Here is a 26,001-nt window from a genome sequence, read left to right on the forward strand (position 1 = left end):
CGTTCTGATTGGCTAGTGCCTTGCCATCGGCGGAGCTGGCAGCAATCAAACCTGCCAGTTGGAAGTCGAGTGCAATCGGTGCAGCACTTACAGCGATTTTCTTCGTGTTCGCGTTCGGGTTTCTGAATGATGCGTCACTCTACGGTGCTTACGTAGCGCTCGCGGTCGCGTTCTTCACATTTGTCATCGCGTTTTTCATAGGCTGGCCACTAACCGCATTATGTTTGCTAATTGTTGGTCAGCCACTTGCGCGGCGATTGTCGGGGGGCATGCAAAGCTCTGGTCGGCTCGTCATTGCGGTGGGAAGCGCAAGCGCCGTCTCACTAGTCCTCGCAAGCATCCTTACCGGATTTGCCAGCACAGGAGCAATCGGGTTTGGAATTGTGCTCGCCTATGCTGTTCCCGCCGCAGTTTTCTACAATCACGAAATTGTCGGTAAGAGAGCGATTAGCAGCGACTAACCCCCAACGCGCGGGTCGTCCTCAATCACGATAACCTCATCGTCGATCATATCCGTGCGATTGTCGACGCGCGGCTTGTCCAGGCTCGCCAGCACCGGCTTGTCCCGGCCATAGATGTCTTTGAAGGTCGACATATTGCCCTCGATGTCCGACGCCATCGTGAAATAGGTGATGTAGGCGGGCATTTCCTTCTTGATCGGAACCTTGGTGTATTTGCCCGAGGTCGCGATCTCGACCGCCTTTTCCTTGCTCGCGCCCTTGCCCAGGATCGCCATCGTGATCGCCAGCTCCAGCGCCCGCTCGGTACGGATACAGCCATGGCTGAGCGCGCGATTGGCGTTCTTAAACAGGTGCCGCGAAGGCGTATCGTGGAAGAAGATCGCGTGCCGGTTTGGCATTTCCAGCTTCATCCGGCCCAGCGAATTGCCTGGCCCGGGCTGCTGAACCACGGTGATCCAGCCGTTGGAGTTTTTGGTCGCCTTATAGCCATTGCGCCGCGCCCAAGCGGGGTTATTGAGCACCTTATTGCCCAGACCTTCGCCCTTCACGATCGATTGCGGCACAGTCCAGGTCGGGTTGAACACGACGCCCGACACCATCTCGGCCAGCTGCGGGGTTGCGGTGCGCCCCGGCTTGCCCACGACAGTGCGATAGGTCGAAATAATCTTGTCGTTCACCGTCAGGCGCAGCTGATATTCCGGCACATTGGTGATCAGATATTGCTTGCCCAGGTCGCGGGCGAGCCAGCGCCAACGGTCCATATTCGCGCGGATCAGCTTGCGCTTGGCCGGTTCGCTCGCCGGTGTCTTGGCCAGCTCTTCCTTCAGCCGCGCATAATCGGGATGGGTCGGGGCAAGCTCCGCCAAAGTGCCAGCAATATCGCCGGTTTGAACCGCCTTTTCCAGCAGGTCTGCGGTGCGATAGGTGTCGCGGTCTGGATCAACCACAAACCATTGTTTGCGCGCATCCATTGGCGTGCGGCCATCGCGCATGTCTTCCACCAGCCAGCGGAAATTTTTGGACGCCAGCATATCGAGCTCTGCCGATGGACCGGAGGCCTGCGAGACCTTGAGCGCTTGCAAATCATAATCCGCCGGGTCGAGGCCTTCGCTGGAAATGCCTTCGATCACCGCGATCAGAGCGGCGGCGTTTTCAGCCGACCAGGCCTGAATATTCGGTTTTGGCGTGGGATCGAGATCGCCTTGCACGACGGGCGCAGAAACGCTGCCCGGAAAAGCCTCTTCAAAACTGCCGGATTGCTCCTGCGGCGGCGCTGCAGGGGCCTCTTGCGTTTCGGCGGCAGGTTCAGCCTGCGCGTCTGCGAGCAGGTCAGCCGGCTCGGCCTGCTGCGCGGAGGCGCCGCCAAAGGCGATCGCTGAAAGTGCTGCTCCAGCGGCAAATTTGCTGAGGTGTTTGCGCATAAATATCTCTAGCATCCCAATACGCGCCGCCCGGTGACGGCGCAGTAACCATAGTTATAAGGCTCTGAAGGCCCCCGATTCAAGCGGATGTTTATGCGATATGCCCTTTCGCTTGGCTGAATCGCTGGGGTTTACGGATTTTAATGAGAGACGCGACTCTGCGCCGCGAACGCCGCCTCCACGCGAGTTTCCAAGTGACGCGCCGCCGATGCGCCATTAGGGCAGGCGCGCAATGCTCAGCTCTCACCGTCTTATGCCGTATTTGGCCGCTTTAGCAGGCGTCGGGCTGCTGTCGCTAATGGATGCTTTTATGAAAGGCGCAGCGTTGGCAGCGGGAGCATACACGGCAACCTTGCTGCGCGCCCTAATCGGGGCGGCGATGATCGCGCCGTTTTGGCTGGTGCCAATGCTGCGGAAGGGCGCAGGCCGCTGGCCAGAGCGCGCGGTGATGAAGCTGCATCTGGAGCGCGGGATTATTTCTGCCTTTATGGCGCTCAGTTTCTTTTATGCGCTCACAAAAATGCCGCTGGCCGAGGCTATCGCGATCAGCTTCATCTCGCCGCTGATCGCGCTGTACTTCGCCCGCGCGCTGCTGGGAGAGGAAATCCAGCCGCAAGCAATCTATGCCAGCATCATCGGCTTTATCGGCGCTATTGTGATTATCGCTGGGCAGTTTGGGCGCGCGGAAATGAGCAATGATCTCATCCTTGGGCTGGTCTCGCTGATATTCTCCGCCTTGCTTTACGCCTATAATTTCATCGTCATTCGCCGCCAATCGCAGGTGGCCGGGCCAGTGGAGGTCGCAACCTTCCACAGCGGGGTTGGCGGGCTGGTGTTGCTGCTGTTCGCGCCATTCCTATGGACCACGCCGGATCTGAGCGCGGTCGGGTCGATTTCAATCGCCAGCGCCTTCACCGTCACCGGCGCGATGGCGATTGCCTGGGCCTATGCCCGCGCAGAGGCGCAGGCGTTGGTGCCGATTGAATATTCCGGATTTCTCTGGGCGAGCGTGCTCGGCTGGCTATTCTTCCGCGAGCAAGTGACGCTGACGACGCTGGCGGGAACCGCGCTGATTATCGCAGGTTGCTGGATCGCGACGCGCAAGGCCAGTGAGCCTGCCGCGGAGCAAGCGCCGTTATAGCAGACAGAAAAAAGGCCGGATCAGCGCGCAAACGCCGATCCGACCAACCCCCTTGGTAAAGCCGGGTGTGAACTCTACGGTTCGTTTCCAGCTGCGACCCGAGGGCTATTGGTTGCCCCCCATTTGGACCAACGCCGCCGAGTACCCCTGTGGTGCCTCCGCCTGTTCCCCCGAAAAGGCGAAGGCAGCCCCAAAACAAGCTATGACGATCATCACTGCGCCCAATATTCCGGCGCGTAGACTATTAATTTTCGCCCTGTGCGACTGCGCGTTGTTATTCATTTTTTCCGCGTCCCTGCTGCGAAAACTCTTTTGCACCGAGGCCGGAGATTCGGAAAGTTAACTGTTGTAAAATGTGCGGCGGAGGGACCGCGCGGGCCACGCCGCACTTGACCTAGCGGCCAAGGTCTAGCAGGTGATCCAGCAGACATTTCTCCGGAGCGGACGCCGCCCGGAACACACCACAGACAAGGAAGAAACGCCTCGATGACACAGGTCGGCAAGGACACGCTCGCAACCCGCTCAACCCTCAATGTTGGCGGCACAGAATACGCTTATTATTCGCTTTCGAAAGCGGCCGAGCAATTGGGCGACGTCTCCAAACTGCCGATTTCGCTGAAAGTGCTGCTGGAGAACATGCTGCGCTTTGAAGACGCAGGTTTCACCGTCGGCAAGGAACACGCGCAGGCGATTGTCGATTGGCAGAAGAACCCGGTCACCGGCAATGAGATCCAATACCGCCCTGCCCGCGTGCTGCTGCAGGATTTCACCGGCGTGCCTTGCGTGGTTGACCTGGCCGCGATGCGCGATGCGATCAAGGAACTGGGCGGCGATACCGCCAAGATCAATCCGCAGGTTCCCGTCAATCTCGTGATCGATCACTCGGTCATGGTCGACGAATTTGGCCATCCGAAAGCGATGGAAGCGAACATGGCGCTCGAATATGAGCGCAATGCAGAGCGTTATGACTTCCTCAAATGGGGCTCAAAGAGCTTTGAGAACTTCTCTGCGGTTCCTCCCGGTACCGGCATTTGCCACCAGGTGAACCTGGAGCACATCGCCCAAGGCGTGTGGTCGAGCAAAGACACCAGCGGCGCGATGGTCGCCTATCCAGACACTTGCGTTGGCACCGACAGCCACACCACCATGATCAACGGCCTGGGCGTGCTCGGCTGGGGCGTTGGCGGGATCGAAGCCGAAGCAGCAATGCTCGGCCAGCCGATCTCGATGCTGATCCCCGAAGTTGTCGGCTTTAAGCTTGAAGGCCGCATGGCCGAAGGCATCACCGCCACTGACCTGGTGCTCACTTGCGTGCAAATGCTGCGCGAAGTGGGCGTGGTTGGCCGCTTTGTTGAGTTTTACGGTCCGGGCGTCGCCAACCTTACGCTCGCCGACCGCGCGACCATCGCCAATATGGCGCCGGAATATGGCGCAACCTGCGGCTTCTTCGGGATCGACGACAAGACCCTCGATTACATGCGCCTCACTGGCCGCTCCGAAGAAAACATCGCTCTGGTTGAAGCCTATTCGAAAGAGCAAGGCATGTGGTTCGATCCGGCGAATGAGCCCGTGTTTACCAACACGCTCTCGCTCGACATGGGCACGGTTGTGCCAAGCCTTGCCGGACCAAAGCGTCCGCAGGATAAGGTCATCCTTCCCGAGGTTGATGAGCTGTTCAATGGCGACCTCAAGACCACATATAAGAAAGACGCGCCCGTTCGCGTCGCTGTTGACGGCAAAGACCATGATATTGGCGACGGCGACGTTGTAATCGCCGCGATCACCAGCTGCACCAACACCTCCAACCCGGACGTGCTGATCGCCGCTGGCCTGGTCGCGAAAAAAGCGAATGAGCGCGGCATGCTCCCGAAGCCTTGGGTGAAAACCAGCCTCGCGCCGGGCAGCCAAGTTGTGACCGACTATCTGGTCAAATCCGGCTTGCAAGACGACCTCGATGCGATCGGTTTCGATCTCGTTGGCTATGGCTGCACCACCTGTATCGGCAACTCCGGCCCGCTCGCGGCGCCGATCAGCAAGGCGATCAACGGCAATGACATCGTCGCGGCGTCCGTCCTGTCGGGCAATCGCAACTTTGAAGGCCGCGTGTCGCAAGACGTGCGCGCCAACTTCCTCGCATCGCCGCCGCTGGTCGTCGCTTATGCGCTGAAGGGCACCGTCACCGAAGACATCACCACAACGCCGCTGGGTCAGGATCAGGACGGCAACGACGTGATGCTCGCCGACCTGTGGCCAAGCAATGCTGAAATCGCTGAGCACCGCGCGGCCAATATCGACCGTTCGATGTTCGAAAACCGCTATGCCAACGTTTATGACGGCGATGAGCACTGGCAGGCGATCACCGTGGAGCCATCCGACACCTATCAATGGCGCGCAGGCAGCACCTATGTTGCCAACCCGCCATACTTTGAAGGCATGGGCATGGAGCCAGCGCCAATCCAGGATATCGAAGGCGCAAAGCCGCTCGCAATCCTCGGCGACTCGGTCACCACCGACCACATTTCGCCCGCTGGCGCGATCAAGGAAGACAGCCCTGCTGGCTCCTATCTCAACAGCAATCAGGTCGCGAAGAAGGACTTCAACTCCTACGGCTCACGCCGCGGCAACCACGAAGTGATGATGCGCGGCACCTTCGCCAACATCCGCATCAAGAACGAAATGGTCCCAGGCGTCGAAGGCGGCGAGACCACGTATAACGGCGAACAAATGCCGATTTACGATGCGGCTATGAAGCACAAGGCGGACGGCACCCCGCTGATCGTGGTAGGCGGCAAGGAATATGGCACCGGCTCATCACGCGATTGGGCGGCGAAGGGCACCATTCTGCTCGGCGTGCGCGCTGTGATCGTTGAGAGCTTTGAGCGTATTCACCGTTCCAACCTTGTCGGCATGGGCGTTCTGCCGCTGCAATTTAAGGACGGCGACACGCGCAAGAGCCTGGGCCTAGGTTCAGACGACAGCTTCAGCATTCGCGGCCTTGCCGATCTGACCCCGGCGCAGGACATCACAATTGATGTGACGCGCGGCGATGGCAGCACCTTCAGCTTCACCGCATTGTGCCGGATCGATACCGCGAACGAGATGGAGTATTACCGCAATGGCGGCATCCTCCAATACGTTCTGCGCAATCTGGCAGCATAGGATCAGGCACATGCAGGCTCGCACTTCAATGATTTCAATTGTGGCTGCGAGCCTGTGCCTTGCTGCTTGCACATCAGAAGCGGCTGAGTCGGCGGCGGATGCAGCAACGGAAAGCGCCGTCGCTGAGGCTGCCCGGGAAACCGCTGTTGTCGACCTCAGCGTCGATGAACTGGCGACACTAGTCGACGCTGGCAATATCCGTCTGATCGATGTCCGGCGCGATGATGAAGTGGCCGAGGGGATGATCCCGGGCGCAGAGCACATCATGCTCGATGATTTCGATCCGGCGGCGCTCGACCTATCCGATGGCCGCGAAGTCGTGCTTTATTGCCGGTCTGGTCGGCGCTCCGGCATCGCAGCGGAAAAGCTCGCAGCGCACACGGGCGAGCCCGCCAAGCATTTGGGCGGCGGGATCATCGCCTGGCGTGAGGCAAACTCGACGGACTAAGCATTCGCTCCGATAAGGAACATCTATCATCAAAATGTCGCATTAATGTGTTTGATGCTAAGATTGATACTTCGAACGCAATTAGGGGGTACAAATGTTGACTGAACTGACAGGTGTGATGGCTAAGCCTTTTCTTGGCACTGCAAGCACAGCCAGCCGAGGCGCCAGCGCCGAAGCCCGATCCTGCTGCTGAGGCTGCCCCTGAAGAAGCCGTCAATGATGAAGATAAGATTATCTGCTGGCTGTACAGCGATCACTGGATCCAAATTCAAAAAGAAAGTCTGCGCGACCAAAAAGGAATGGGCCTCGCTAGGTCGGCGCAGCAGAGAAAATGCCGAGCGAAATGCAACGCCGCGGCAAAGGGCTCAGCCCCAACGGCAGCTGATCACTGCGCGGCGCTGACGAAACAACCTTGTTCAGCGCCGTGTCATTCTTAGGCACGCATCACCTCCCTCTGATTGAGGAGGGAAAGATCTATGCGTCTGTTTCTAATGACTGCACCAATGTTTGCGCTGATGACAGCGACAGGCGCCTCGGCCCAAGATCAAACACCTCAGGCGCAGCCTGACCTATTGGAAAGCCCGGCACCGCAAATTGATTATCCCGCTTTTGTTGAACTGACAGCAGAAGTGGCGGAGCTCCGGGAGCAGCGCCTGCTGCCTAAGGACGAATTTCTGGAGCGAGCGCTCGCCGATGGGGCGCTGCTGCTCGATACCAGGTCTGCCGCAGCGTTTGAAATGGGCCATATCGAAGGCGCTGTGAACCTGCCGTTTTCGGACTTCACGCAGGACAAGCTACTCAAAGTGATCGGCGAGAATAAGGACCGCCCGATCTATATCTATTGCAACAACAACTTCCGCGACGATATCCCACCGATCCGGCTGAAGGCCGCTCCGCTCGCGCTCAATATTCCGACCTTCATCAATCTGGTCGGCTATGGCTATGCCAATGTCTGGGAGCTGGACGGCGTGACGCACATTGCAGAGGTGCCGTGGACCGGCGAGCGCCAGCTTGCGCAGCTTAGGGTCGTCACACCGCAAACCACCCCGTGATACGAAAAGGGCGGCTCCAACTCGGAACCGCCCTTTCACCAGGAGTTTGAGAAGCGAGGCGTTTATGCGCCGCGCTTGATCCGAAATTTCTTGCGGCCCAGGATCGCTGCTGCGGCCAAGCCGAACAGCACGGTCATTGGCGGTGCAGGGACTTCCGTGCCGCTGCTGGTGCCGCCTGACGAACCGCCCGAGCTCGACGAAGAAGATGAGCTTGAAGAGCTGCTGCTTGAGCTGGTTGAACCGCCCGATGACGAACCAGAGCTAGAGCCTGAAGAGCTCGATGAAGACGACGAGCTGCCCGAAGACGAGCTGGTGCTGCTGGTCATATCGCCCGAAGTGCTTCCGCCGCTGGTCGATACGCCAGATGACGTTGCGCCGCCCGAGGATGACGAGCTGCTCGAAGATGAGCTGCTGCCCGAAGACGAAGAGCTAGAAGACGCGCCGCCGGAGCTGCTGCCGCCCGAAGACGAACCAGATGAGCTACCCGAGCTGCCGCCGGTTGAAGTCATGCCGCCCGTGGTCGTCGAAGAACCGCCGCCGCTTGATCCGCTGGAACTGCCGCCGCCGGAGCTGCCTGAGCTACCACCGCTGGAACCGCCTGAGGACGAACCCGATGAAGAGCCGCTGCTTGAGCCAGACGAACTGCCTGAGCTGCTGCCACCGCTGGAGCCGCCTGATGACGAGCCCGAAGAGCTGCCCGAAGACGAACCAGAGGAAGAACCGCTGCTGGAGCCGCCGCTAGAACCGCCACCTGAGGTGGTCGTGCCAGGATGTCCGGTCGTGCCGCCGGTCGAGGTCATGCCGCCGGTGGTGGTGTTACCGCCGGACGAGCTGCTGGAAGACGACGAAGACGAGCTGGAAGAGCTCGATGAGCTGGACGATGACGAGGATGAGCTCGAAACATTGCCCGAAGAGCTAGATACATTGCCGGACGAGCTAGAAACGTTGCCCGAAGACGATGAGACGTTACCCGAGGACGACGAGACATTGCCGGTCGACGAAGAAACAGCGCCGGTAGAGCTCGACACATCACCCGAAGACGTCGAGGTCGAAGTCGAAACCGCGCCCGTTGACGAGGTGATCGTGCCGCTGGAGCTGGTCGAGGTGACCACGCCCGAAGACGATGTCGTCGAAGTTGAATTGTCGATATCGATGATGATGCCGCCGGAGGATGAAACCCCGTCGCTGGTCGTGCCGCCGCCTGACGTCGTGGTGCTGACCACGGAGACATCGCCGCTCGATGAGCCGCCGCCGCCGAAGAAGCCGCCGCCAAAGCCGCCACCGAAACCGCCAAAGCCGCCGCTGCCGCCGATTACGACAGGAGCCGCGCCGCCGCCGCCGCCGCGAATGGGCGGCAAAGGTGGAAGCGGCGCTGGAGCGTAGGCAACTTGAGCGATGGGCGGGCACTCAGCTGGATCGAAATAGGTTTGCACAATGCGGCCTGCGCCTGCACCGGCGGCCGCGCCTGGTGCAGCGTTCGCAATTGAGCCAGGACCGCCAAAGCCAGGCTGTTCTGGCTGGCACTCAATCGTCCGCTCTACAATACGCTTGGCGGCGCTGCTCAGGTGGTGGCAGCTGACGCGTGCGCGTTTTGATCAATTGCGGCTCGCCCTTCACCATGCGGGTGCGGGTCTCGACCAGCTTGCCGTCGATATTGGTCGTGAACTGCGGATCATCCGTGTTCATATCTTCAGCGACGCGAACAGCGCCGCCTTGAAGAATGGCGAGACCTGCGGCCGTGGCGGCCAACTTTGCTGCAACCAATTTGATCGACATGAGATACGAGCCTTGCGTTTGCTTACTGGTGGATCAGGGGCGGCCCATCCGCTCCTTCACCAAATCCAACGTTCTCATGATGCTTCGGCAGGCCCGCGCACAACGCGGTTAACCATGAATCGTGGCGGCTAACGCCGAAAATCCCGCCAAAAGCGTGGTTTTTCAGAGGGCCTGTCCCAGTTTGATACCGAATATGCGGGCTACGTAAGCCGCTGCGTTAGTCTGCGGCGCCTAATCGTCCTCGCCGAACATGCTGGGCTGGCCATCGCCGCTCGCCCGATTCGCAGCCGCAGGGGCTGGCGGGGTCATTTCCAGATGCTCCCAACCGCCATCATTCAGCACCCGGCCCCTCGCGGTCCGCGCCAGCAGACCCAGCTGGATGAGATATGGCTCAACCACATCCTCCACCGTATCACGCGGCTCTGCGAGGCCCGCTGCCAGCGTCTCCACGCCGACCGGTCCGCCCTTGTAAGTCGTTGCAATCATGGTGAGATAGCGCCGGTCCATCGCGTCCAGACCCAGCCGGTCAATCTCCAACCGGGTCAGCGCATTGTCAGCGCCCGCGCGCGTCACCGTGCCCTCGCCCGCGACATGCGCAAAATCGCGCACGCGCCGCAGCAAACGACCAGCAACCCGCGGCGTCCCGCGCGAGCGGCGAGCGATCTCGCGCGCGCCCTGTTTGTCGATGTTGAGCCCCAGCAGCCGCGCCCCGCGCGTCACCACCTGATCAAGCTCATCATGGGTGTAGAAATTGAGCCGCACCGGAATGCCAAACCGGTCGCGCAATGGCGTCGTCAGCAGGCCCTGGCGGGTGGTCGCGCCGATCAAAGTGAAGGGCGGCAGATCGATCCGAACGCTGCGCGCCGATGGCCCCTCGCCAATGATCAGATCGAGCGCTCGGTCCTCCATCGCGGGGTACAGCACTTCCTCGACGACCGGGTTGAGCCGGTGAATTTCGTCAATGAACAGAACATCATGCGGCTCTAGATTGGTGAGCAGCGCGGCGAGATCACCCGCCTTTGCAATCACCGGGCCAGAGGTCGCGCGGAACCCCACGCCGAGCTCATTCGCGACGATCTGCGCGAGCGTCGTCTTGCCCAGCCCCGGAGGGCCAAAGAACAAAGTGTGATCCATCGCCTCACCGCGCGATTTCGCGCTTTCGATAAAGACCCGCAGATTGTCGCGCGCGGCCTCTTGGCCGATAAATTCCTTCAGCGATTTCGGGCGCAGCGCGGCATCGGGATCATCAGGCTGCCGGTCAGGCGAATGGATCGGTGTCTCTTCGGTCATGCGCCCTCCCCTTCCTCTGGCATGATGCAATCGCGCACGCCTGGCCCGTCAAGCAATGTGCCCCCTGCCTCCTCGCACTCGCTTTTGCCAGCGATTTCAATCGCGCCGCTCGCGCCGAGGATAAAGGCGACCACCACCGCGCCCGCCAGCATTGGCAAGAGCCAGCGCGGGATGTTCAATCCGGGCCGAAGTTCATTGTCCTGCGTCAAAACGGGTTCACCGTATAGCCGTTTTGCTGGAGCACCGCATGGGCCGTCATCGCGGAGAGCGACATGCGCACGCCTTCGATCAGCTCATCCTGCGCAATGCCATTGGCCGCCGCGCTTTGCCCGCAGAGCACCAGATCGACACCGTAATCGATCATCGTGCGCAGCATCGCCGCGCTGGGATTGACGTCAGGGCTGGCCTCCCCGCCGCGCTCTCGCGCCGCCCAAGCCTCATTGCTCAGCAGGTCGAGCGAAGCCTTGCCATGCACCACCAGAGCAACGCGGATTTGTGCCGGATCGACGCCATTGGCGACATGCATATTGATGAAGCGCGCCACGCTTTCAAAGCTGCGATGGCGCTGCCCCTCACTGGCCGCATCGGCGACATCAAACGCAACGCTGAAACTGACATCGGCGGGTAGGTCCGTCATGCTCTCGACAGGTGCATGCGGGCCGAATTCCTCGAACACCGGACCGGTTTTGAAGGCGGACATATCCTGTGCGGTCACGGGCGTGGCGATGAAGAGTGCGGCAGTGGTAAGTAGAAGGCGCATCAATGATCCCTTATTTCGTCATGCTGAACTTGTTTCAGCATCCATCGCCCGTCACAAGACACATTATGAGGCGCGAAATCCAACCCTGTGTCTACATTCTCGCCAGCGGATACCGAGGCACGCTTTACACGGGTGTCACCTCTGACCTGCCCGCGCGCCTTTGGCAGCACCGGGAGGGAACAACCGGAGGCTTCACCAGCCAATATGCAGTTCACCGATTGGTTCATTTCGAGGTCTTTGACGCGATGGACGCCGCCATCACCCGCGAGAAACAAATCAAAAACTGGCGGCGCCAATGGAAGATCAACCTGATCGAGGATACCAACCCGCATTGGCGAGACTTGGCGGTTGATCTGGGCTTTGAACCCCTTCCGTCCAGCAGGTCGCAGCTTAGCGATGGTGATGGATCCTGAAACAAGTTCAGGATGACGGAGGGTTGATGCAGCCACTCTTCCATTGTCGTCACCCCGGACTTGATCCGGGGTCCATCTTCTACTGACAACAAATTTTCCATGACCAACTATGTGCCAAGCCGAAACAAGCCAACCCCTAGTGAGATGGCACCTGATCCAAATAGGAGCGCGGAGATCCAACCACATGCTTGGCTCGCGTGCGCAAGCCAAAGCGGTTCCATAATATCCGACTTTAGTTCACTCTCTAACTCTTCGTCACGCTCTCCATCGATTGAAACCGCGATCCAATAACCAATGAGATTCTGGAATTTCGGAAGCGTTTTTTGCGTAGACCTTTGTCCGAACACCGCAATTAGGAGCGCAACTAAAATCCCGGCCAGGAAAAAACTCCCAGCAACTGCTTTAGTTGTTCCATCGAGCCCTTCGCTAGCAACTACTGCTGCCGCAGCTCCACCATTTACAGCGAGAAGTGATCCATTAAGCCATCTGAAGAGGTGGGAGTGCTCTTCTAGAAGCATTTTGCGAACTTCTTCTAATGCACGCTTTTCTTCAAAAGCAGCCGTGCGCAAAATCTGTTCCTCTGTGGATCGTTGCTCCAACGAACTGCTGCCCTCAGAAGTCATACTCTTACCCTCCATCACCCAGCTGCCTTCTTAAGCGCCACCCGGATCAGATCGCCTTCCTTTGCATCCTGGCCCAATTCGCTTTGCGCGCGGGCGACCGCTTGCGCCGCGACCGCTGGTTTGAAGCCGAGGTTCTCCAGCGCGCTCACCGCGTCCGCGCTTGCGCCGCCTGCTTGTGAGACCGCGCCGACCGGCGCTCCCGCAATCCCGCCTCCGGGCAGACCGCCCGCCTTATCCTTCAGCTCATTGACGATCCGGCTCGCCAGTTTTGGCCCCACGCCCTGGGCCCGTGCGACCGTGGCCGCATCGCCGCCAGCGCAGGCATCGCGCACTTCGCCGGTCGACAGGGCAGAGAGGATTGCCAAGGCCACTTTGCTGCCCACCCCTTGAACGGTGGTGAGCAGGCGGAACCAATCGCGCTCTGCGCTTTCGGCAAAGCCGAGCAAACGCATGTCGTTCTCGCTGACCTGCAAATCGGTGTGGATCGTGCAGGCCTCGCCCACCTCACCCATGGCGGCGAGCGTTTTGGTGGAGCAATGGACCAGATAGCCCACGCCCTGAACATCGACGATGGCCCAATCCTCGCCCGTTTCATCGAGCCGTCCGGATAATTTTGCGATCATATTCGTGTTCCCTTGGACATGGTTTGTTCCTGCCTTACCTGTGCGGCTTTGACCAGAGGAAGTTGATTGTTTTGCGCAAGCGCTGGTTTTTTGTTTGGCCTCAAGCGCCGGCTGTTCGGCCATAGAGGAGTCTTTAGTTTTCCCGCACGCCATCCGGCGTGCGCAATCCTCGCTCATGCGATCATAGATCGCATCGCTGCGGACGCCCGCTTGGGCTTGCGGCGCTGCGCGCCGTTACAGAGCAAGATAGCGATGCGTACGCTCGCGTTTCGGGCAAACAAAGAATACTCCCTAATTTTCCTACCTCGCGGGCGTTCGCTATGAGCTCACCTATGCCAACCGCTTTACTCCTCACGCCTTTCACGCTTCATCGGAAATTCCGATCAATCGGGACACCTGTGATCGATTGCTTTTCTTCCTCTGTACTGTGTTCCAGCCGTTCCAAGCGTGGCTGGCGTGCGGCGAACCGAGTGATCGCGCTTTGCGGCGAAACACACTCAGCCAAAGGTGGACAAACGCGGCGAGATTGGCGAATTGGGCGGCTATGAGTTGGAACACCTTCGGACGCGCATTGCGCTTCACCACTTGGGGCGAGAGCCATGGACCGGCACTGGGCGTGGTGCTCGACGGGTGCCCGCCGGGCATTGGCTTAAGCGAGGCGGACATTCAGCCGTTCATGGACGCGCGCAAGCCGGGCACGAGCAAGTTCACCACTCAGCGCAAAGAGGCCGATCTGGTGCGGATCCTCTCTGGCGTGTTCGAGGGCAAGACGACAGGCACGCCGATCAGCATGATGATCGAGAACACCGATCAGCGCAGCAAGGATTACGGCGAGATCGCCAAGAGCTATCGCCCCGGTCATGCGGACTACACCTATGATGCGAAATACGGCATCCGCGACTATCGCGGTGGCGGGCGCAGCAGCGCGCGCGAAACCGCAGCGCGCGTGGCGGCGGGTGCGGTGGCGCGGCTCATCATCCCAGAGATCACCATCACCGGCTTCGTGTGCGAGCTGGGCGGGGACAGGATCGACCGCGAGGCGATCAACTTGGCTGAGATTGCGGGCAATCCGTTCTGGTGTCCAGACAGCTGGGCGGCGAAACGCTGGGAAGAGCTGGTCGATACAGCGCGCAAGGATGGGTCATCACTGGGCGCGGTGGTCGAATGCGTCGCGGAAGGCGTGCCCGCCGGATGGGGCGCGCCGGTCTATGCCAAGCTCGACAGCGATCTGGCCGCCGCGATGATGACGATCAACGCGACCAAGGGCGTGGAGATCGGCGATGGGTTCGAGGCCGCGCGGCTGACCGGCGAGCAAAACGCCGATGCGATGAGCCCGGGCGCAGATGGCACGCCTGAGTATGCGAGCAACCATGCGGGTGGCACGGCGGGCGGCATCTCAACCGGACAGCCGGTGGTGTGCCGCACGGCGTTCAAGCCAACCAGCTCCATCCTGACCCCGGTGGACTCGATCAACTCTGATGGAGAGGCGACCAAGGTCCGCACCAAGGGACGGCACGACCCGTGCGTCGGTATTCGCGGCACGCCGGTGGTGGAGGCGATGATGGCGCTGGTGCTGGCGGACCACAAGCTGCTGCACCGTGCTCAGGTTGGCGGCGCATAGGATGCGGGCTCACGTACGCCGCGAACACTACCAAGCGGCTCTGCCATTCGACCAACGCCGATTGCCACATCACCCGCCATTGGCTAGCTAGAACAACGCTTTGCCCCCTCTCAACGAACAAGCAGGTATCCCCATCCGTTCTTCCCCTTCTCAGCAATCAGACCTCCACCTCGAAAGCGCCGCCTACGGCCTGGAGGAAGGAAGCTCTGAGTAAGCCCCTGCAACCACCGCAGAAGAGGCTGAGCTGAGCGATCAACCCGCGCGTCCTCGCCCGCGAGCTGGCTGCGTACCGGACACCGCGCGTCTCACGCAGCATCTGGGAAGTCGCCTCGACCTTCGTGCCGTTCGCAGCGCTGCTGGGCGCGATGCTGTTCGCGGTTCAGGCCGGGCACTATATCGCCTTTGCGCTGACGCCGTTTGCGGGAATGCTGCTGCTGCGCCTGTTCATCATTCAGCACGATTGCGGGCATGGCTCGTTCTTCAAGAGCAAGACCGCCAACAATTGGCTTGGCCGCTCGATCGGTGTGCTGACGCTGACGCCGTACGACTGCTGGAGGCGCAGCCACGAGCTGCACCATGCCAGCACGGGCAATCTCGATGCGCGCGGGTTTGGCGATGTCGACACGCTGACCGTGCGCGAATACCGGGCAAAGAGCTGGCTGGGGCGGTTTGGATACCGGCTCTACCGCCATCCGATCGTGTTGATGGGCATTGGCCCTGCCTATCTGTTCCTGCTCAGGCACCGCCTGCCGATTGGGCTGATGAAGGATGGCTCGGTCTATTGGATCAGCGCCTTGGCCACCAACGCGGCTGCAGGCGCGCTGCTCATTACATTGGGGCTGATCTTCGGAGCCTATGTGACCGCAATCGTGTTCTTGCCCGTGCTGCTGACCGCCGCATCGGTTGGGGTGTGGCTGTTCTATGTTCAGCATCAGTTTGAAGATGCGCACTGGGACACGCGCGAGAACTGGTCCTATCACGAGTCCGCGATTGGCGGCAGCTCCTACTTGCACCTGCCCGCTGTGATGAACTGGTTCACGGGCAATATCGCGATCCATCACATCCATCATCTGGTCAGCCGGATCCCGTTTTACCGCCTGCCCACCGCGCTGAAGGAACACCCGGAGCTGGCAGAGATCAACCGCGTCGGCCCGCGCGAGGCAGTGAGCTCAATGTGGCTCGCGCTATGGGATGAGGACCGCCGCAAGCTGGTCAGCTTTCGCGAGGCGAAACGGCTGACGGTCTAAGCCGAAACGCGACCAATTACCTGCTTGCGAGAGCGCAGAAGGTTCCCAGAAACTTCGATTGAAAAATTCGATTATCGTGATCGCACTAATCGGCTTTTGTGCAGCGCAGCATTCCCTATCTGGAGCGCACGTCAGGGGCGGACCGCGCCCCACGTAACGCATTACCAAATAAGGGGTATTACCAATGGGCATTATCGGCTCAACCATCAAACCATTCACCGCCACAGCCTTCAAAGCCGGCGAAGATTTCTACGAAGTCACCGACGAAGACGTGAAGGGCAAGTGGGCAATCTTCTTCTTCTATCCTGCTGACTTCACCTTTGTGTGCCCAACCGAGCTCGAAGACCTCGGCGAGAAGTACGCCATGCTGCAAGACATGGGCGTCGAAGTGTACGGCGTCAGCACCGACACGCACTTCAGCCACAAGGCATGGCACGACACTTCCGAAAAGATCGGCAAGCTGCAATTCCCATTCCTGGGCGACCAAAACCACGTGCTCGCGCGCAATTTCGACGTGCTGCGTGAAGGCGTGGGCCTGGCCGACCGTGCGACTTTCGTGGTCGATCCCGACGGCGTGATCCAGATTATGGAGCAAACCTGCGAAGGCGTGGGCCGCAATGCCAACGAACTGACCCGCAAGATCAAGGCCGCTCAATATGTGCGCGCCAACCCCGGTCAGGTCTGCCCGGCAGCATGGGAAGAAGGCAGCGACACGCTGGCCCCATCGCTCGATCTGGTCGGCAAGATCTAAGCAGCGGCCTTAGGCCACTGACACATACTCGGCGGCGCGGCTTTCACATGTGAGGGCCGCGCCGCCACCCACTCAAGACAACACGGATTTCTCCATGCTCGATGCCAATATGCAAACCCAGCTGAAGCAATATTTCGCCAATCTGCGCGAGCCGATTGAGCTCGTTGCAAGCTTGGATGAGAGCGAAAAGTCCGAGCAGACCCGGGAGCTTTTGAGCGAGATCGCTGAGCTGCACGAGCTGGTCAGCGCCAGCTTTGACGGCACCGACGATCGCAAGCCCAGCTTCATCATTCGCCGCGCCAGCGACGCGACCAAATGGGTTCGCTTTGCTGGCCTGCCGATGGGCCACGAGTTCACCTCTCTGGTGCTCGCCCTGCTGTGGGCAGGTGGCCATCCGCCAAAGGTCGATGCTGATCTGATCGAGCAGGTCCGCGCGCTGGAAGGCGACTATGACTTTGAGATGTTCTTCTCATTGAGCTGTCACAATTGCCCGGACGTCGTGCAAGCCCTCACCCTGATGGCGCTCGAAAACCCGCGCATCAACGCCACGCTGATCGAAGGCGGAACCTTCCAAGGCGAAGTAGACGCGCGCGAGATCATGGCTGTGCCCGCGACCTTCCTCAATGGCGAGAGCTTCTACAATGGCAAGATGGAGCTGGCAGAGATCCTCTCCAAGCTCGACAGCGGCGCGGACGCGAAAGCGGCTGAGAAGCTCGACGCGAAAGAGCCATTTGAAGTGTTGGTAATCGGCGGCGGCCCTGCTGGCGCAGCCACTGCCGTTTACACCGCTCGCAAGGGCTTTCGCACCGGTATCGCAGCGGAGCGCTTCGGCGGTCAGCTGATGGATACGCTCGGGATCGAGAACCTGCCTGGCACCAGCTACACCGAGGGGCCAAAGCTGGCCGATAACCTCAGAAGCCACACGGGTGATTATGACATCGATGTGATGGATCTGGCCCGCGCGACCCAGCTGAAACCAGCTGGCGAAGCAGGCGGCATGCACGAAGTGACCATGGCCAATGGCGCGGTTCTGAAGGCGCGCTCGCTGATCCTGTCGACCGGTGCGCGCTGGCGCAATCTCGGCGTTCCAGGCGAGGCGGAATATCGCAACAAGGGCGTTGCCTATTGCCCGCACTGTGATGGCCCATTGTTCAAGGGCAAGAACATCGCTGTGATCGGCGGCGGCAACTCCGGCGTCGAGGCTGCGATCGATCTCGCCAAAATCGTCGGCCACGTCACACTGATCGAATATGACAGCAAACTGCGCGCCGATGATGTATTGCAACGCAAATTGCGCAGCATTTCCAATGTCGAAATCATCACCTCGGGCCAGACCACCGAAGTGCTCGGCGATGGATCAAAGGTCAGCGGCCTGATCGTCAAAGATCGCACCAGCGGCGATGAACGCCGGATCGAGCTCGAAGGCGTGTTCGTCCAGATCGGCCTGGTGCCGAATACGGAATGGCTGGAGGGCACTGGCCTTGAGCTGTCCCAGCACGGCGAGATCGTGGTTGATCAGCACGGCGCAACCAACCTGCCCGGCATTTACGGCGCGGGCGATGCGACCACCGTGCCGGACAAGCAGATCGTTGTGGCGATGGGTGAAGGCGCGAAGGCTGGCCTTGGCGCGTTTGACTATCTGATCCGCAACGAACCCGCAGACGAGGTTGCCGAAGCGGCATAAGCTTGCGGGATACGCGCTCGCTTGCGACGCGCGGTCCCACTGAACCGACAATCAGCCAAGAAATGGCATTATGGGGTGAACGCCGAGCGTTTGCCCCTTTTGCTGTCTCCTGCGCGCATTCCAAGCAAGTGCTTCAATCGATCCTATCAATCAATCAGCGCATATTAATCGATTAGACAGATCAAACTCAAACAGTCATCTTCTCCTCATAACCTTGGCTCAACCCCGAGTCTCAAGTGGTGAGGAGAACCCCGATGGATGCTAAAACTGGTGAAATGAACGGCTGTCCCTTCAATGGCGACGGCTCAATGCGCTCTCTCTTAGGCCGGACCAATCGCGATTGGTGGCCAGAGGCGACGCAGCTCGAGATCCTCACTCAAGAAGGCCGCGACGCCAACCCTTATGGCGACGACTTCGACTATGCCGAGGCCTTCAACACAATCGATTACACCGCGCTGAAGGCAGACCTGACCGCGCTGATGACTGACAGCCAGGATTGGTGGCCAGCGGATTACGGCCACTATGGCCCGTTCTTCATTCGCATGGCGTGGCACGCAGCCGGCACCTATCGCACCGGCGATGGCCGCGGCGGCGCAGGCAGCGGGCAGCAACGTTTTGCCCCGCTCAACAGCTGGCCAGACAACGGCAACCTCGACAAGGCGCGCCGTCTGCTGTGGCCGATCAAACAGAAATACGGGAAGAACATCAGCTGGGCTGACCTGTTCATCCTCACCGGCAATGTCGCGATTGAATCGATGGGCGGACCCGTGTTCGGCTTTGGCGGCGGCCGCGCCGACGTGTTTGAGCCAGAAAGCGTCTATTGGGGCACTGAAGAGCAGTGGGTGAACGAAGGCGTTGCCACCCGCATCCGTCCCGATGATGGCGCGGAGATCGAAAACCCGCTGGCCGCGATCCAGATGGGCCTGATCTACGTCAATCCAGAAGGACCAGGCGGCAATCCTGATCCGCTGCAATCGGCCCGCGACATGCGCGAAACTTTCGCTCGCATGGCGATGAATGACGAGGAAACCGTCGCTCTGACCGCTGGCGGCCACGCCTTTGGTAAGGCGCATGGCGCGCAGCCAGCCGATACCTTTGGCGGCGCTCCGGAAAGCGAAGAACTGCACCAGCAAGGCATGGGCTGGCTGGTCGACGAGGAAGAGATTGCCAAGGGGCACATCACCACCTCGGGCATCGAGGGTTCATGGTCTAACAATCCAACTTCATGGTCACATGACTACTTCCGGATCCTGTTCAAATATGACTTTGAACTGGTGCACTCACCGGCTGGCGCGCAGCAATGGACGCCGATCAATCCGGAAGAAGCCGATATGGCACCGGATGCCCGCGATCCTTCGAAGAAGGTTCCGACCATGATGACCACCGCTGATATGGCGCTGAAGATGGACCCGGAATATCGCAAGATTTCCGAGCGCTTCCTCGCCAACCCAGAGCAGCTGGACGACGCATTTGCGCGTGCATGGTTCAAACTGTGCCACCGCGATATGGGTCCGAAGGTCCGCTACATGGGCCCTGAAGTTCCGGAAGAAACACTGATCTGGATGGACCCGGTACCTGCTGGCACCGAACCTGCTGACAGCGCGGTTAGCGCGTTCAAGTCGGCCATCCTCGGCAGCGGGCTAACCGTGAGCGAACTCGTCAAAGCGGCATGGGCCTCGGCCTCAAGCTATCGCAATTCGGACCACCGCGGCGGCGCCAATGGTGCCCGCGTGCGGCTCGCCCCACAAAATGGCTGGGCTGCGAACGATCCCGATGAGCTTAGCAAAGTGCTCGCCAAGATCGACGAGCTGCGCGGCGATATCTCGATGGCCGACGCCATCGTGCTCGCCGGAACGGCTGCGGTTGAGAAAGCTGCTGCTGATGCGGGCCACAGTGTAAGCGTTCCATTTGCTGGCGGACGCGGCGATGCGAGCGAAGAGCACACCGATGCGGAGAGCTTTGAGCCGCTGGAGCCGTTTGCCGATGGCTTCCGCAACTACCTCAAGACCAAAGCAAGCGTGCGGACCGAGGAAATGCTGATCGACCGTGCGCATCTGCTCGGCCTGTCCATTCCGGAAATGACCGTTCTGGTTGGCGGCATGCGGGCGCTCGGTGCAAACACCGGCAATACCAGCCACGGCGTGTTCACCGACCGGGTAGGCCAGCTGACCCCGGACTTCTTCACCAACCTGCTCGACATGGGAACGAAATGGACCCCGGTCGATGGCAGCGGCGATGAAGAATACATCGGCACCGACCGCAAGACCGGCGCAGAGAAGTTCCGCGCCACCCGCACGGACCTGGTCTTTGGTTCCAACTCCCAGCTGCGCGCACAGGCAGAAGTCTATGCCGAGGCGGGCAATGAAGCGAAGTTCGTCGCTGACTTTGTCGCGGCTTGGACCAAGGTCATGAACGCAGATCGCTTTGATCTGACCCATGCGAAATACCACGGCTGATCCGGCACGAGCCTGATCGGGTCGCAAGAAAGCCCTCGGCAGAAATGTCGGGGGCTTTTGGTTTGTGGCTTAGGAAACGGGTCGGCGCTTGGTGGAGCGTCAGATCAGAAATCGACTTAGATCCAGCCAGCGTCCCTCAGAACGGAGATATTCGCCCGGCTCACCGGAGCCTCAATATCACGCGCCAGCTTTAAGCGGACATTGCGACCTTCACGCAGCACGTCTTCCACCGCGCCGCGCGCCACCCACCAGCTGCGGTGCGTTTGCAGACCCTCAATTCCGCCCAGTTCCGTCATTGCATCGCGCAGCCGGAGCAGCACGAGCTCGGACCCAAGCGCCGTGTGGACGCGGACATAGTGGTCCTCCATTTCGAGCGCGATGATCTCGCTGCCAAGCTCAGCTGGTAGACGCCCGAGCAAACGCGGACTGGACGCGGGCTCGACTGTCCCCTGTGCCATTGGAGCATCATTCGGCGCTAGTTCTGGAATGGCAACGTTCGGCGTCCCTTCAACATCCGCGAGCTTTGGCCCTGGCTGGACCTCAGCGATAGTTGACCGTGTTTCAAGCATGTAGAAAAACGCAGTGATTCCGCCTCCCACCAAAAAGACATAGAAATAGGATGTGAGCGCCTGCTCGAGCGTCGGCATCCTGACTGGCCCAGGCAAAAAGCCCATCGACCAGACAATGACGGCCATCGGAATTGTCGCCAATGCAACCGCCGCGACCCAAAGCCCAGGGCGAGGCAGTTCGAGCGCAACATAAAGCCGATCAACCACCCAGCTCATCGGGCTGTAAATCGCATAGCCGATCCACGCGAAACTCACCCAGCTGACCAAGCGGTATGCCAGCGGCTCAGCAAAGCTGCCAAAGGGCCCGACAAATGCCAGGACTATGCCAATCACCGTCATGATCGAAAGGTCGATCACGATTTTACGCGCCGTCTTATTGCGCTGATTGCTTTCCCCGCTGTCCATACCGCCGGTTCTGACTGCCCATTCGCGCTTCGTAAAGTGGCAAAGCACCGCGATTCAGCGGTTTTTCATGTGCAAATCCGACCAACCTGCGAAGGAACCCACCCGCTCGCGTAGCAGTGATTGCCCGCAAATGGGGGCGCGGCATTGTCAGGTCATACCAAGGCAACAGGGATACAAATCAATGACCACTGTGACACTTAATGCCGCTCAGCCCAATGCCGGCTCCAAAAAGAAACAGCGACATGCATTCGATATCACGCCAACCCAGCGCGCAATCGTAGCGATTGCGGGAACCGGGATGACGCTGGTCGCATTCTATGCATTGATGCGCGGCTTGCTGGGCTTCGCACCAGACCATCCGGCGACGCGCGACTTAGTGATCATGTTGCATGTGGCGACCGTGCTGCCTGCGATCCCATTGGGAGGCTATCTGCTGCTCGCACCCAAAGGGACCAAGTGGCACAAATTGCTGGGCAAGATCTGGATCGCGCTGATGGTGATCACGGCAACATCGGCGATCTTCATCCAATCAAGCGGTACGTTCAGCTTCATCCATATTTTCGTGCCGATGACTCTCTGGGCATCCTACAAACTGATCGCCACCGCTCGCCGGGGCGACATGAAAGGCCATAAGAAAGAAATCATGAGCCTCTATCTAGGCGCGCTCATGATCCCAGGCATTTTCAGCATGGCGCTGCCTGGTCGGCTGATGAATGTCTGGTTGTTTGGCTGGTAAGCGGAGACGAGCGCGGCTGATTAGCGCGACCGCTTCAGCACCAGATAGAGCGCGCCTTCGCCGCCGTGGCTGCGGTGTGCGGCTCTTACTGCGGAGATCGCGCCAGCATGCGGGCCAGCGGCGAGCCAATCGAGCAGTTTGGCCCGGATAGCGCCGCGCTTTTCCCCGCGGTCCGCTGGGTCCACGGGGCGCGAGCGCCCGGCAATCACCAGTACGACCCGCGCATCCATCGCCCGCGCCTGGTCAAGCCCGCTGGAGAGCCGCGCGTAGGCACTGTCGAGCGTGTGACCGTGCAAATCGAGTGTGTAATCGGGCACAATGCGGCCCGTTTTCAGCTTGCGATCCCAATGGCCATCGAGACTGGACGGAGCCAGTTTGGGCGGCGGCGCAGCGGCTACCTGTGCGCTCGCGCGCGGGAGTTTCTTGGACTGTTTGCGCATCGGCGACACTGGCTGCGGCGTCTTCAAGCCGGTTTTGGGTTTCGCTTTGGTCTGCACGCCAGCGGCTGGCTCTTGCGGCATCACAGGGCGCGCACGCCCCTCTAGCGGGGTGACGCTCTGCGCCAAATGCGCCCACGCAGCCGCCTCTTGCTCATTGAGGCCGCGCGGTATGCTCATTGGCCAGTATGGCGTTCCACTACGCCGCGCGGAAGCAGGATCAGCGCTTGCCCGCGCCCACTCATGCCGCCGGCGATCTGACGCGCGTCTTCGCCTGCACCCCAAAAAGTGTCGAAGCGGTTCGGGCCCTTTATGGCCCCGCCAGTGTCTTGCGCGATCCACAGGCCATCGGCAACATCGCGGTCGAGGTCGAGCCAGACAGGCGCGCCGTAAGGCACAAAGCGCGGATCAACCGCCACAGAGCTTTCCCGCCGTACCGGAATACCCAGCGAACCCAGCGGCCCATCACCGGTTAGCTCGCGGAAGAAAATCCAGCTTTTATTGAGGCGCATCAGCTCGCGGCCTTCCTCGGGATTCTCGCGGATATAGGCCATGATGCCTTGCATGGAGCCAGCGTATTTGCCCGGCCCCTCGCCGATCAAGCCCCGGTCGCGCATGACCCGGCCAACACCGACATATTCGCGGCCATTCTGTCCGGCATAGCCGATACGGATTACTTCGCCTTCGGGCGTGCGAAGGCGCCCGGAACCTTGGATCTGCAGAAAGAAGAGCTCAACCGGATCAGCGGCCCAAGCGATGACAGGGACTTTCCCATCAAGCGCGCCTTCTTCAATCTCGCGGCGCTCGTAATAGCGCACGAACTCGCCCGCTTCATTGGTGCGTCCCAGCGGGGGCCGCCCAGTGCGCTCAGCCTCGGGGATATCCGCCGTCCATCCGCGCTTCAGATCGCTCGGCATGGCATAGATCGGCGTTTGAAAGCCCGGCGCGCGCGTGCGGCTTGCGCGGATTTCAGGCTCGAAATATCCGGTCGCAAAAGCCTCGCCCGTGCCGATAATCGCGGTTTCAAAATAGGTCGCAAAGAAAGTGTCGGCGGTGCCGCGATTGCGCGGTGCGGCCTCGCAAGCTCGCTCCCAATCGCTTTGCCGGGTTAGGCCAGTGGTGTCCTCGCGTCGCAGCAGGCTGGGGCAGCTTTCGATAAAAGAGCGAAGCGCGCCCTCAGCATCCGCTTGAGAATAGCCAAGCCCGGAAACATATGGTCCCGCCTTCACGCCCGCCATCAGCGCGCTGGTCGGCGCGGGGCCGGTGGGCGCAGGCGGCGTAACCGGAGCGGTTGGCGCGGTCACAGGGGGAGGCGGTGTCGTCACGACCGGGCCGCTCGGCGCAGTGCTTTCTGGGATTAGCCGGACGCAGCCGGACAGGAGGACAGCGATCGCCAGAACCAGGCCTGTGCGCATTGTACTCTCCTTAAGGTCAGTGCCCGCCGGGCTAGCTGCCTAGCCTTCGTCGGTCTCGTCGAGCACCCAGTTTGGATCTTTGTCGCTCACATTGCGTGAGAACACCCAGATGTCGCGGCTTTCAATCGCATCATCAAGCGAACCGGCGATCATATTGCCGTCCTTATCGCGCGTGACAGCGGCGATATCGGCGACGAACAGCAGAGCGATCCGGGCCATCCGGCCATCCAGTTGAGCCGAGTGAATCTTCGTCTCTTCGATGCGGATGAGCTTATTTTCGAGAGTGTGACCAGCGGCCTCGCGCTCATCAATAGCGGCGACAAAGCCTTCGTACACATCATCATCGCACAAATCGCGCAGGGTCTCACGGTCACCCTGCCAGAATGCCTCAAGCACCATGGTGTAGGCAGTCCGTCCGCCTTCTAGGAACGAGGTGAGATCAAACCGGCTGTCTGCCGCAGCAATTTCGCGAATGCCGCGTTCAACTGCTGGCAAGACGCCCGTAATCTCTGGCTGAGGATTGGCGGCCACTGGTACTGCCGCCGCGCTAGGCGGGGCAGCTGGCGGCTGTTTGCCGCTCGGATCAAACCGGTTTGGAACCGATTCCTCTTCATGCTCTGCGCGGCGCCCAAGCACCGAATAGAGACGCAGCCCCAAAAATGCGGCGATCATGGCGAGGATGATAATTTCAACAATCACGTTTGTAATACCCGGTTGGTTTGGGATCACGCGGGCACGCGATCTCCGATTCCTATGTACCTTAAGTGCCTTAAATAGGCGCTAAATACAAATCGACAACGACCTTTCACGTGCCCGTTAAAGGTTTTTGCGTGCATCTCATCCGGTTGCGAGCACGGCTCGCGCCTGCTAGGCGCGCCGCCAACCGAACACCCGATTACCCTGCGCACTGTGCAGGCTTCACATTACCCATGATGGAAAGAGCTTAAAAATGGCCGAAGAAGGCGACATCCTAACCGATCTCAAAAATCCAGCAGCCGGTGCAAATGGCGCCGACAATCAGCCCGCAGCGGGCCTGATTACGCAATATGTCAAAGACTTGTCGGTCGAAAATCCGAATGCGCCGGACGTCTATCAGTGGCAGGATCAACCGCAGATCGACGTGCAGTTCAACATTGGCGCTGAGCAAGTGAACGAGAATGTTCACGAGATCACTTTGAAAGTGAACATCGACGCCAAGACCGAGCAAGGCAGCGCCTATTTGGTAGAGCTGGCCTATTGCGGCCTCATCGGTGTGCGCAATCTGCCTGAAGATCAGACCCATGCGTTCCTGTTTGCCGAAGCACCGCGTCTGCTGTTCCCATTCGCTCGCCGCGTCGTCGCCGATGCCGTGCGTGACGCTGGCTTCCCGCCGCTGCTGATGGATCCGATTGATTTCAACGGCCTCTATCTTCAGCAGCTCGCTCGCAAGCAGCAAGAAGAAGCGGCCGCTGGCGGTGCGCCTGCTGGCGAGGCTTAGGGCCGCGTTCTGCTTGGCCCGGCTCACAGGCTTTCA

The 26,001-nt window shown here is 60.1% G+C and carries 25 protein-coding genes; 14 read left to right on the forward strand and 11 right to left on the reverse strand.

Features of this window, described 5'->3' with window-relative positions:
- Nucleotides 1-269 precede the first annotated feature (269 nt).
- Nucleotides 270-461 carry a hypothetical protein gene (locus AC0V6U_RS11215; RefSeq protein WP_472643250.1) on the forward strand — a complete coding sequence of 64 codons (192 nt, stop codon included), beginning with the start codon at nt 270-272 and terminating at the stop codon, nt 459-461.
- On the opposite strand, the gene AC0V6U_RS11220 is transcribed toward AC0V6U_RS11215, so the two are convergent.
- Nucleotides 458-1,882: a L,D-transpeptidase family protein gene (locus tag AC0V6U_RS11220; protein WP_472643251.1), complete on the reverse strand. Its 1,425-nt coding sequence runs from the start codon at nt 1,880-1,882 to the stop codon at nt 458-460. The two genes, AC0V6U_RS11215 and AC0V6U_RS11220, sit on opposite strands and share 4 nt — an antisense overlap.
- Before the next feature lie 253 nt (nt 1,883-2,135).
- Here AC0V6U_RS11220 and AC0V6U_RS11225 point away from each other — a divergent pair, with 253 nt between their 5' ends.
- The 5 genes from AC0V6U_RS11225 (at nt 2,136) to AC0V6U_RS11245 (ending at nt 9,065) form a co-directional block, all read left to right on the forward strand.
- A complete protein-coding gene (locus AC0V6U_RS11225; protein WP_486169540.1) occupies nt 2,136-3,023 on the forward strand; it encodes a DMT family transporter in 888 nt (295 codons plus the stop codon).
- A 486-nt stretch (nt 3,024-3,509) separates the two neighbouring features.
- Complete coding sequence (gene acnA, locus AC0V6U_RS11230; RefSeq protein WP_472643253.1) at nt 3,510-6,182, forward strand: aconitate hydratase AcnA; 2,673 nt, start codon at nt 3,510-3,512, stop codon at nt 6,180-6,182.
- A 10-nt stretch (nt 6,183-6,192) separates the two neighbouring features.
- Complete coding sequence (locus AC0V6U_RS11235; RefSeq protein WP_472643254.1) at nt 6,193-6,630, forward strand: rhodanese-like domain-containing protein; 438 nt, start codon at nt 6,193-6,195, stop codon at nt 6,628-6,630.
- Between the two features lie 476 nt (nt 6,631-7,106).
- Nucleotides 7,107-7,682, forward strand: a complete 576-nt coding sequence (locus AC0V6U_RS11240) for a rhodanese-like domain-containing protein (RefSeq protein WP_486169466.1) — start codon at nt 7,107-7,109, stop codon at nt 7,680-7,682.
- A gap of 75 nt (nt 7,683-7,757) precedes the next feature.
- The gene (locus AC0V6U_RS11245) at nt 7,758-9,065 is read left to right on the forward strand and encodes a hypothetical protein (protein WP_472643257.1); all 1,308 of its coding nucleotides are present in this window, start codon (nt 7,758-7,760) and stop codon (nt 9,063-9,065) included.
- Between the two features lie 141 nt (nt 9,066-9,206).
- Here the strand turns inward: AC0V6U_RS11245 and AC0V6U_RS11250 are convergent, their stop codons facing one another.
- The 4 genes from AC0V6U_RS11250 to AC0V6U_RS11265 all read right to left on the reverse strand — a co-directional run bounded on the left by AC0V6U_RS11250 (nt 9,207) and on the right by AC0V6U_RS11265 (nt 11,508).
- A complete protein-coding gene (locus AC0V6U_RS11250) occupies nt 9,207-9,458 on the reverse strand; it encodes a hypothetical protein (RefSeq protein WP_472643258.1) in 252 nt (83 codons plus the stop codon).
- 231 nt (nt 9,459-9,689) lie between these two features.
- On the reverse strand, nt 9,690-10,748 hold the full coding sequence (gene ruvB / locus AC0V6U_RS11255; RefSeq protein ID WP_472643259.1) for a Holliday junction branch migration DNA helicase RuvB: 1,059 nt from the start codon (nt 10,746-10,748) through the stop codon (nt 9,690-9,692).
- Nucleotides 10,745-10,957: a hypothetical protein gene (locus tag AC0V6U_RS11260; protein WP_472643260.1), complete on the reverse strand. Its 213-nt coding sequence runs from the start codon at nt 10,955-10,957 to the stop codon at nt 10,745-10,747. The genes ruvB and AC0V6U_RS11260 overlap by 4 nt, the downstream gene beginning before the upstream one ends.
- Nucleotides 10,954-11,508, reverse strand: coding sequence for a DsrE family protein (locus AC0V6U_RS11265; RefSeq protein WP_472643261.1), 555 nt, complete (start codon nt 11,506-11,508; stop codon nt 10,954-10,956). The genes AC0V6U_RS11260 and AC0V6U_RS11265 overlap by 4 nt, the downstream gene beginning before the upstream one ends.
- A 65-nt stretch (nt 11,509-11,573) precedes the next feature.
- On the opposite strand from AC0V6U_RS11265, the gene AC0V6U_RS11270 reads away from it, so the two are divergent.
- Complete coding sequence (locus tag AC0V6U_RS11270) at nt 11,574-11,921, forward strand: GIY-YIG nuclease family protein (RefSeq protein WP_472643262.1); 348 nt, start codon at nt 11,574-11,576, stop codon at nt 11,919-11,921.
- Nucleotides 11,922-12,028: 107 nt separating this feature from the next.
- Here the strand turns inward: AC0V6U_RS11270 and AC0V6U_RS11275 are convergent, their stop codons facing one another.
- Both AC0V6U_RS11275 and ruvA read right to left on the reverse strand, forming a co-directional pair.
- Complete coding sequence (locus tag AC0V6U_RS11275; protein WP_472643263.1) at nt 12,029-12,544, reverse strand: hypothetical protein; 516 nt, start codon at nt 12,542-12,544, stop codon at nt 12,029-12,031.
- Between the two features lie 14 nt (nt 12,545-12,558).
- A complete protein-coding gene (gene ruvA, locus AC0V6U_RS11280; protein ID WP_472643264.1) occupies nt 12,559-13,167 on the reverse strand; it encodes a Holliday junction branch migration protein RuvA in 609 nt (202 codons plus the stop codon).
- 544 nt (nt 13,168-13,711) lie between these two features.
- On the opposite strand from ruvA, the gene aroC reads away from it, so the two are divergent.
- The 5 genes from aroC to katG all read left to right on the forward strand — a co-directional run bounded on the left by aroC (nt 13,712) and on the right by katG (nt 20,926).
- Nucleotides 13,712-14,788, forward strand: coding sequence for a chorismate synthase (aroC, locus tag AC0V6U_RS11285; RefSeq protein WP_472643265.1), 1,077 nt, complete (start codon nt 13,712-13,714; stop codon nt 14,786-14,788).
- 338 nt (nt 14,789-15,126) lie between these two features.
- Complete coding sequence (locus tag AC0V6U_RS11290) at nt 15,127-16,035, forward strand: fatty acid desaturase (RefSeq protein WP_472643266.1); 909 nt, start codon at nt 15,127-15,129, stop codon at nt 16,033-16,035.
- Nucleotides 16,036-16,219: 184 nt separating this feature from the next.
- Complete coding sequence (gene ahpC / locus AC0V6U_RS11295; protein WP_472643267.1) at nt 16,220-16,786, forward strand: alkyl hydroperoxide reductase subunit C; 567 nt, start codon at nt 16,220-16,222, stop codon at nt 16,784-16,786.
- A gap of 94 nt (nt 16,787-16,880) precedes the next feature.
- Nucleotides 16,881-18,470, forward strand: coding sequence for an alkyl hydroperoxide reductase subunit F (gene ahpF / locus AC0V6U_RS11300; protein WP_472643268.1), 1,590 nt, complete (start codon nt 16,881-16,883; stop codon nt 18,468-18,470).
- 254 nt (nt 18,471-18,724) lie between these two features.
- Nucleotides 18,725-20,926: a catalase/peroxidase HPI gene (gene katG, locus AC0V6U_RS11305; RefSeq protein WP_472643269.1), complete on the forward strand. Its 2,202-nt coding sequence runs from the start codon at nt 18,725-18,727 to the stop codon at nt 20,924-20,926.
- Nucleotides 20,927-21,042: 116 nt separating this feature from the next.
- Here katG and AC0V6U_RS11310 read toward each other — a convergent pair whose 3' ends face one another.
- A complete protein-coding gene (locus AC0V6U_RS11310; protein WP_472643270.1) occupies nt 21,043-21,900 on the reverse strand; it encodes a LytTR family DNA-binding domain-containing protein in 858 nt (285 codons plus the stop codon).
- Nucleotides 21,901-22,081: 181 nt separating this feature from the next.
- Between AC0V6U_RS11310 and AC0V6U_RS11315 the strand changes: the two genes are divergently transcribed.
- Nucleotides 22,082-22,636: a DUF2306 domain-containing protein gene (locus AC0V6U_RS11315; RefSeq protein WP_472643271.1), complete on the forward strand. Its 555-nt coding sequence runs from the start codon at nt 22,082-22,084 to the stop codon at nt 22,634-22,636.
- A 20-nt stretch (nt 22,637-22,656) separates the two neighbouring features.
- On the opposite strand, the gene AC0V6U_RS11320 is transcribed toward AC0V6U_RS11315, so the two are convergent.
- The 3 genes from AC0V6U_RS11320 to AC0V6U_RS11330 are packed head-to-tail and all read right to left on the reverse strand — an operon-like array spanning nt 22,657 to nt 25,187.
- Entirely contained in the window at nt 22,657-23,253 is a 597-nt protein-coding gene (locus AC0V6U_RS11320; RefSeq protein WP_472643272.1) for a Smr/MutS family protein, read from the reverse strand.
- On the reverse strand, nt 23,250-24,488 hold the full coding sequence (gene mltA, locus AC0V6U_RS11325; protein WP_472643273.1) for a murein transglycosylase A: 1,239 nt from the start codon (nt 24,486-24,488) through the stop codon (nt 23,250-23,252). The genes AC0V6U_RS11320 and mltA overlap by 4 nt, the downstream gene beginning before the upstream one ends.
- Before the next feature lie 39 nt (nt 24,489-24,527).
- Nucleotides 24,528-25,187, reverse strand: coding sequence for a Tim44/TimA family putative adaptor protein (locus AC0V6U_RS11330; protein ID WP_472643274.1), 660 nt, complete (start codon nt 25,185-25,187; stop codon nt 24,528-24,530).
- A gap of 250 nt (nt 25,188-25,437) precedes the next feature.
- Between AC0V6U_RS11330 and secB the strand changes: the two genes are divergently transcribed.
- Complete coding sequence (gene secB, locus AC0V6U_RS11335) at nt 25,438-25,965, forward strand: protein-export chaperone SecB (protein ID WP_472643275.1); 528 nt, start codon at nt 25,438-25,440, stop codon at nt 25,963-25,965.
- Nucleotides 25,966-26,001: the final 36 nt, after the last annotated feature.

Source organism: Erythrobacter sp. W36, from assembly GCF_057364935.1.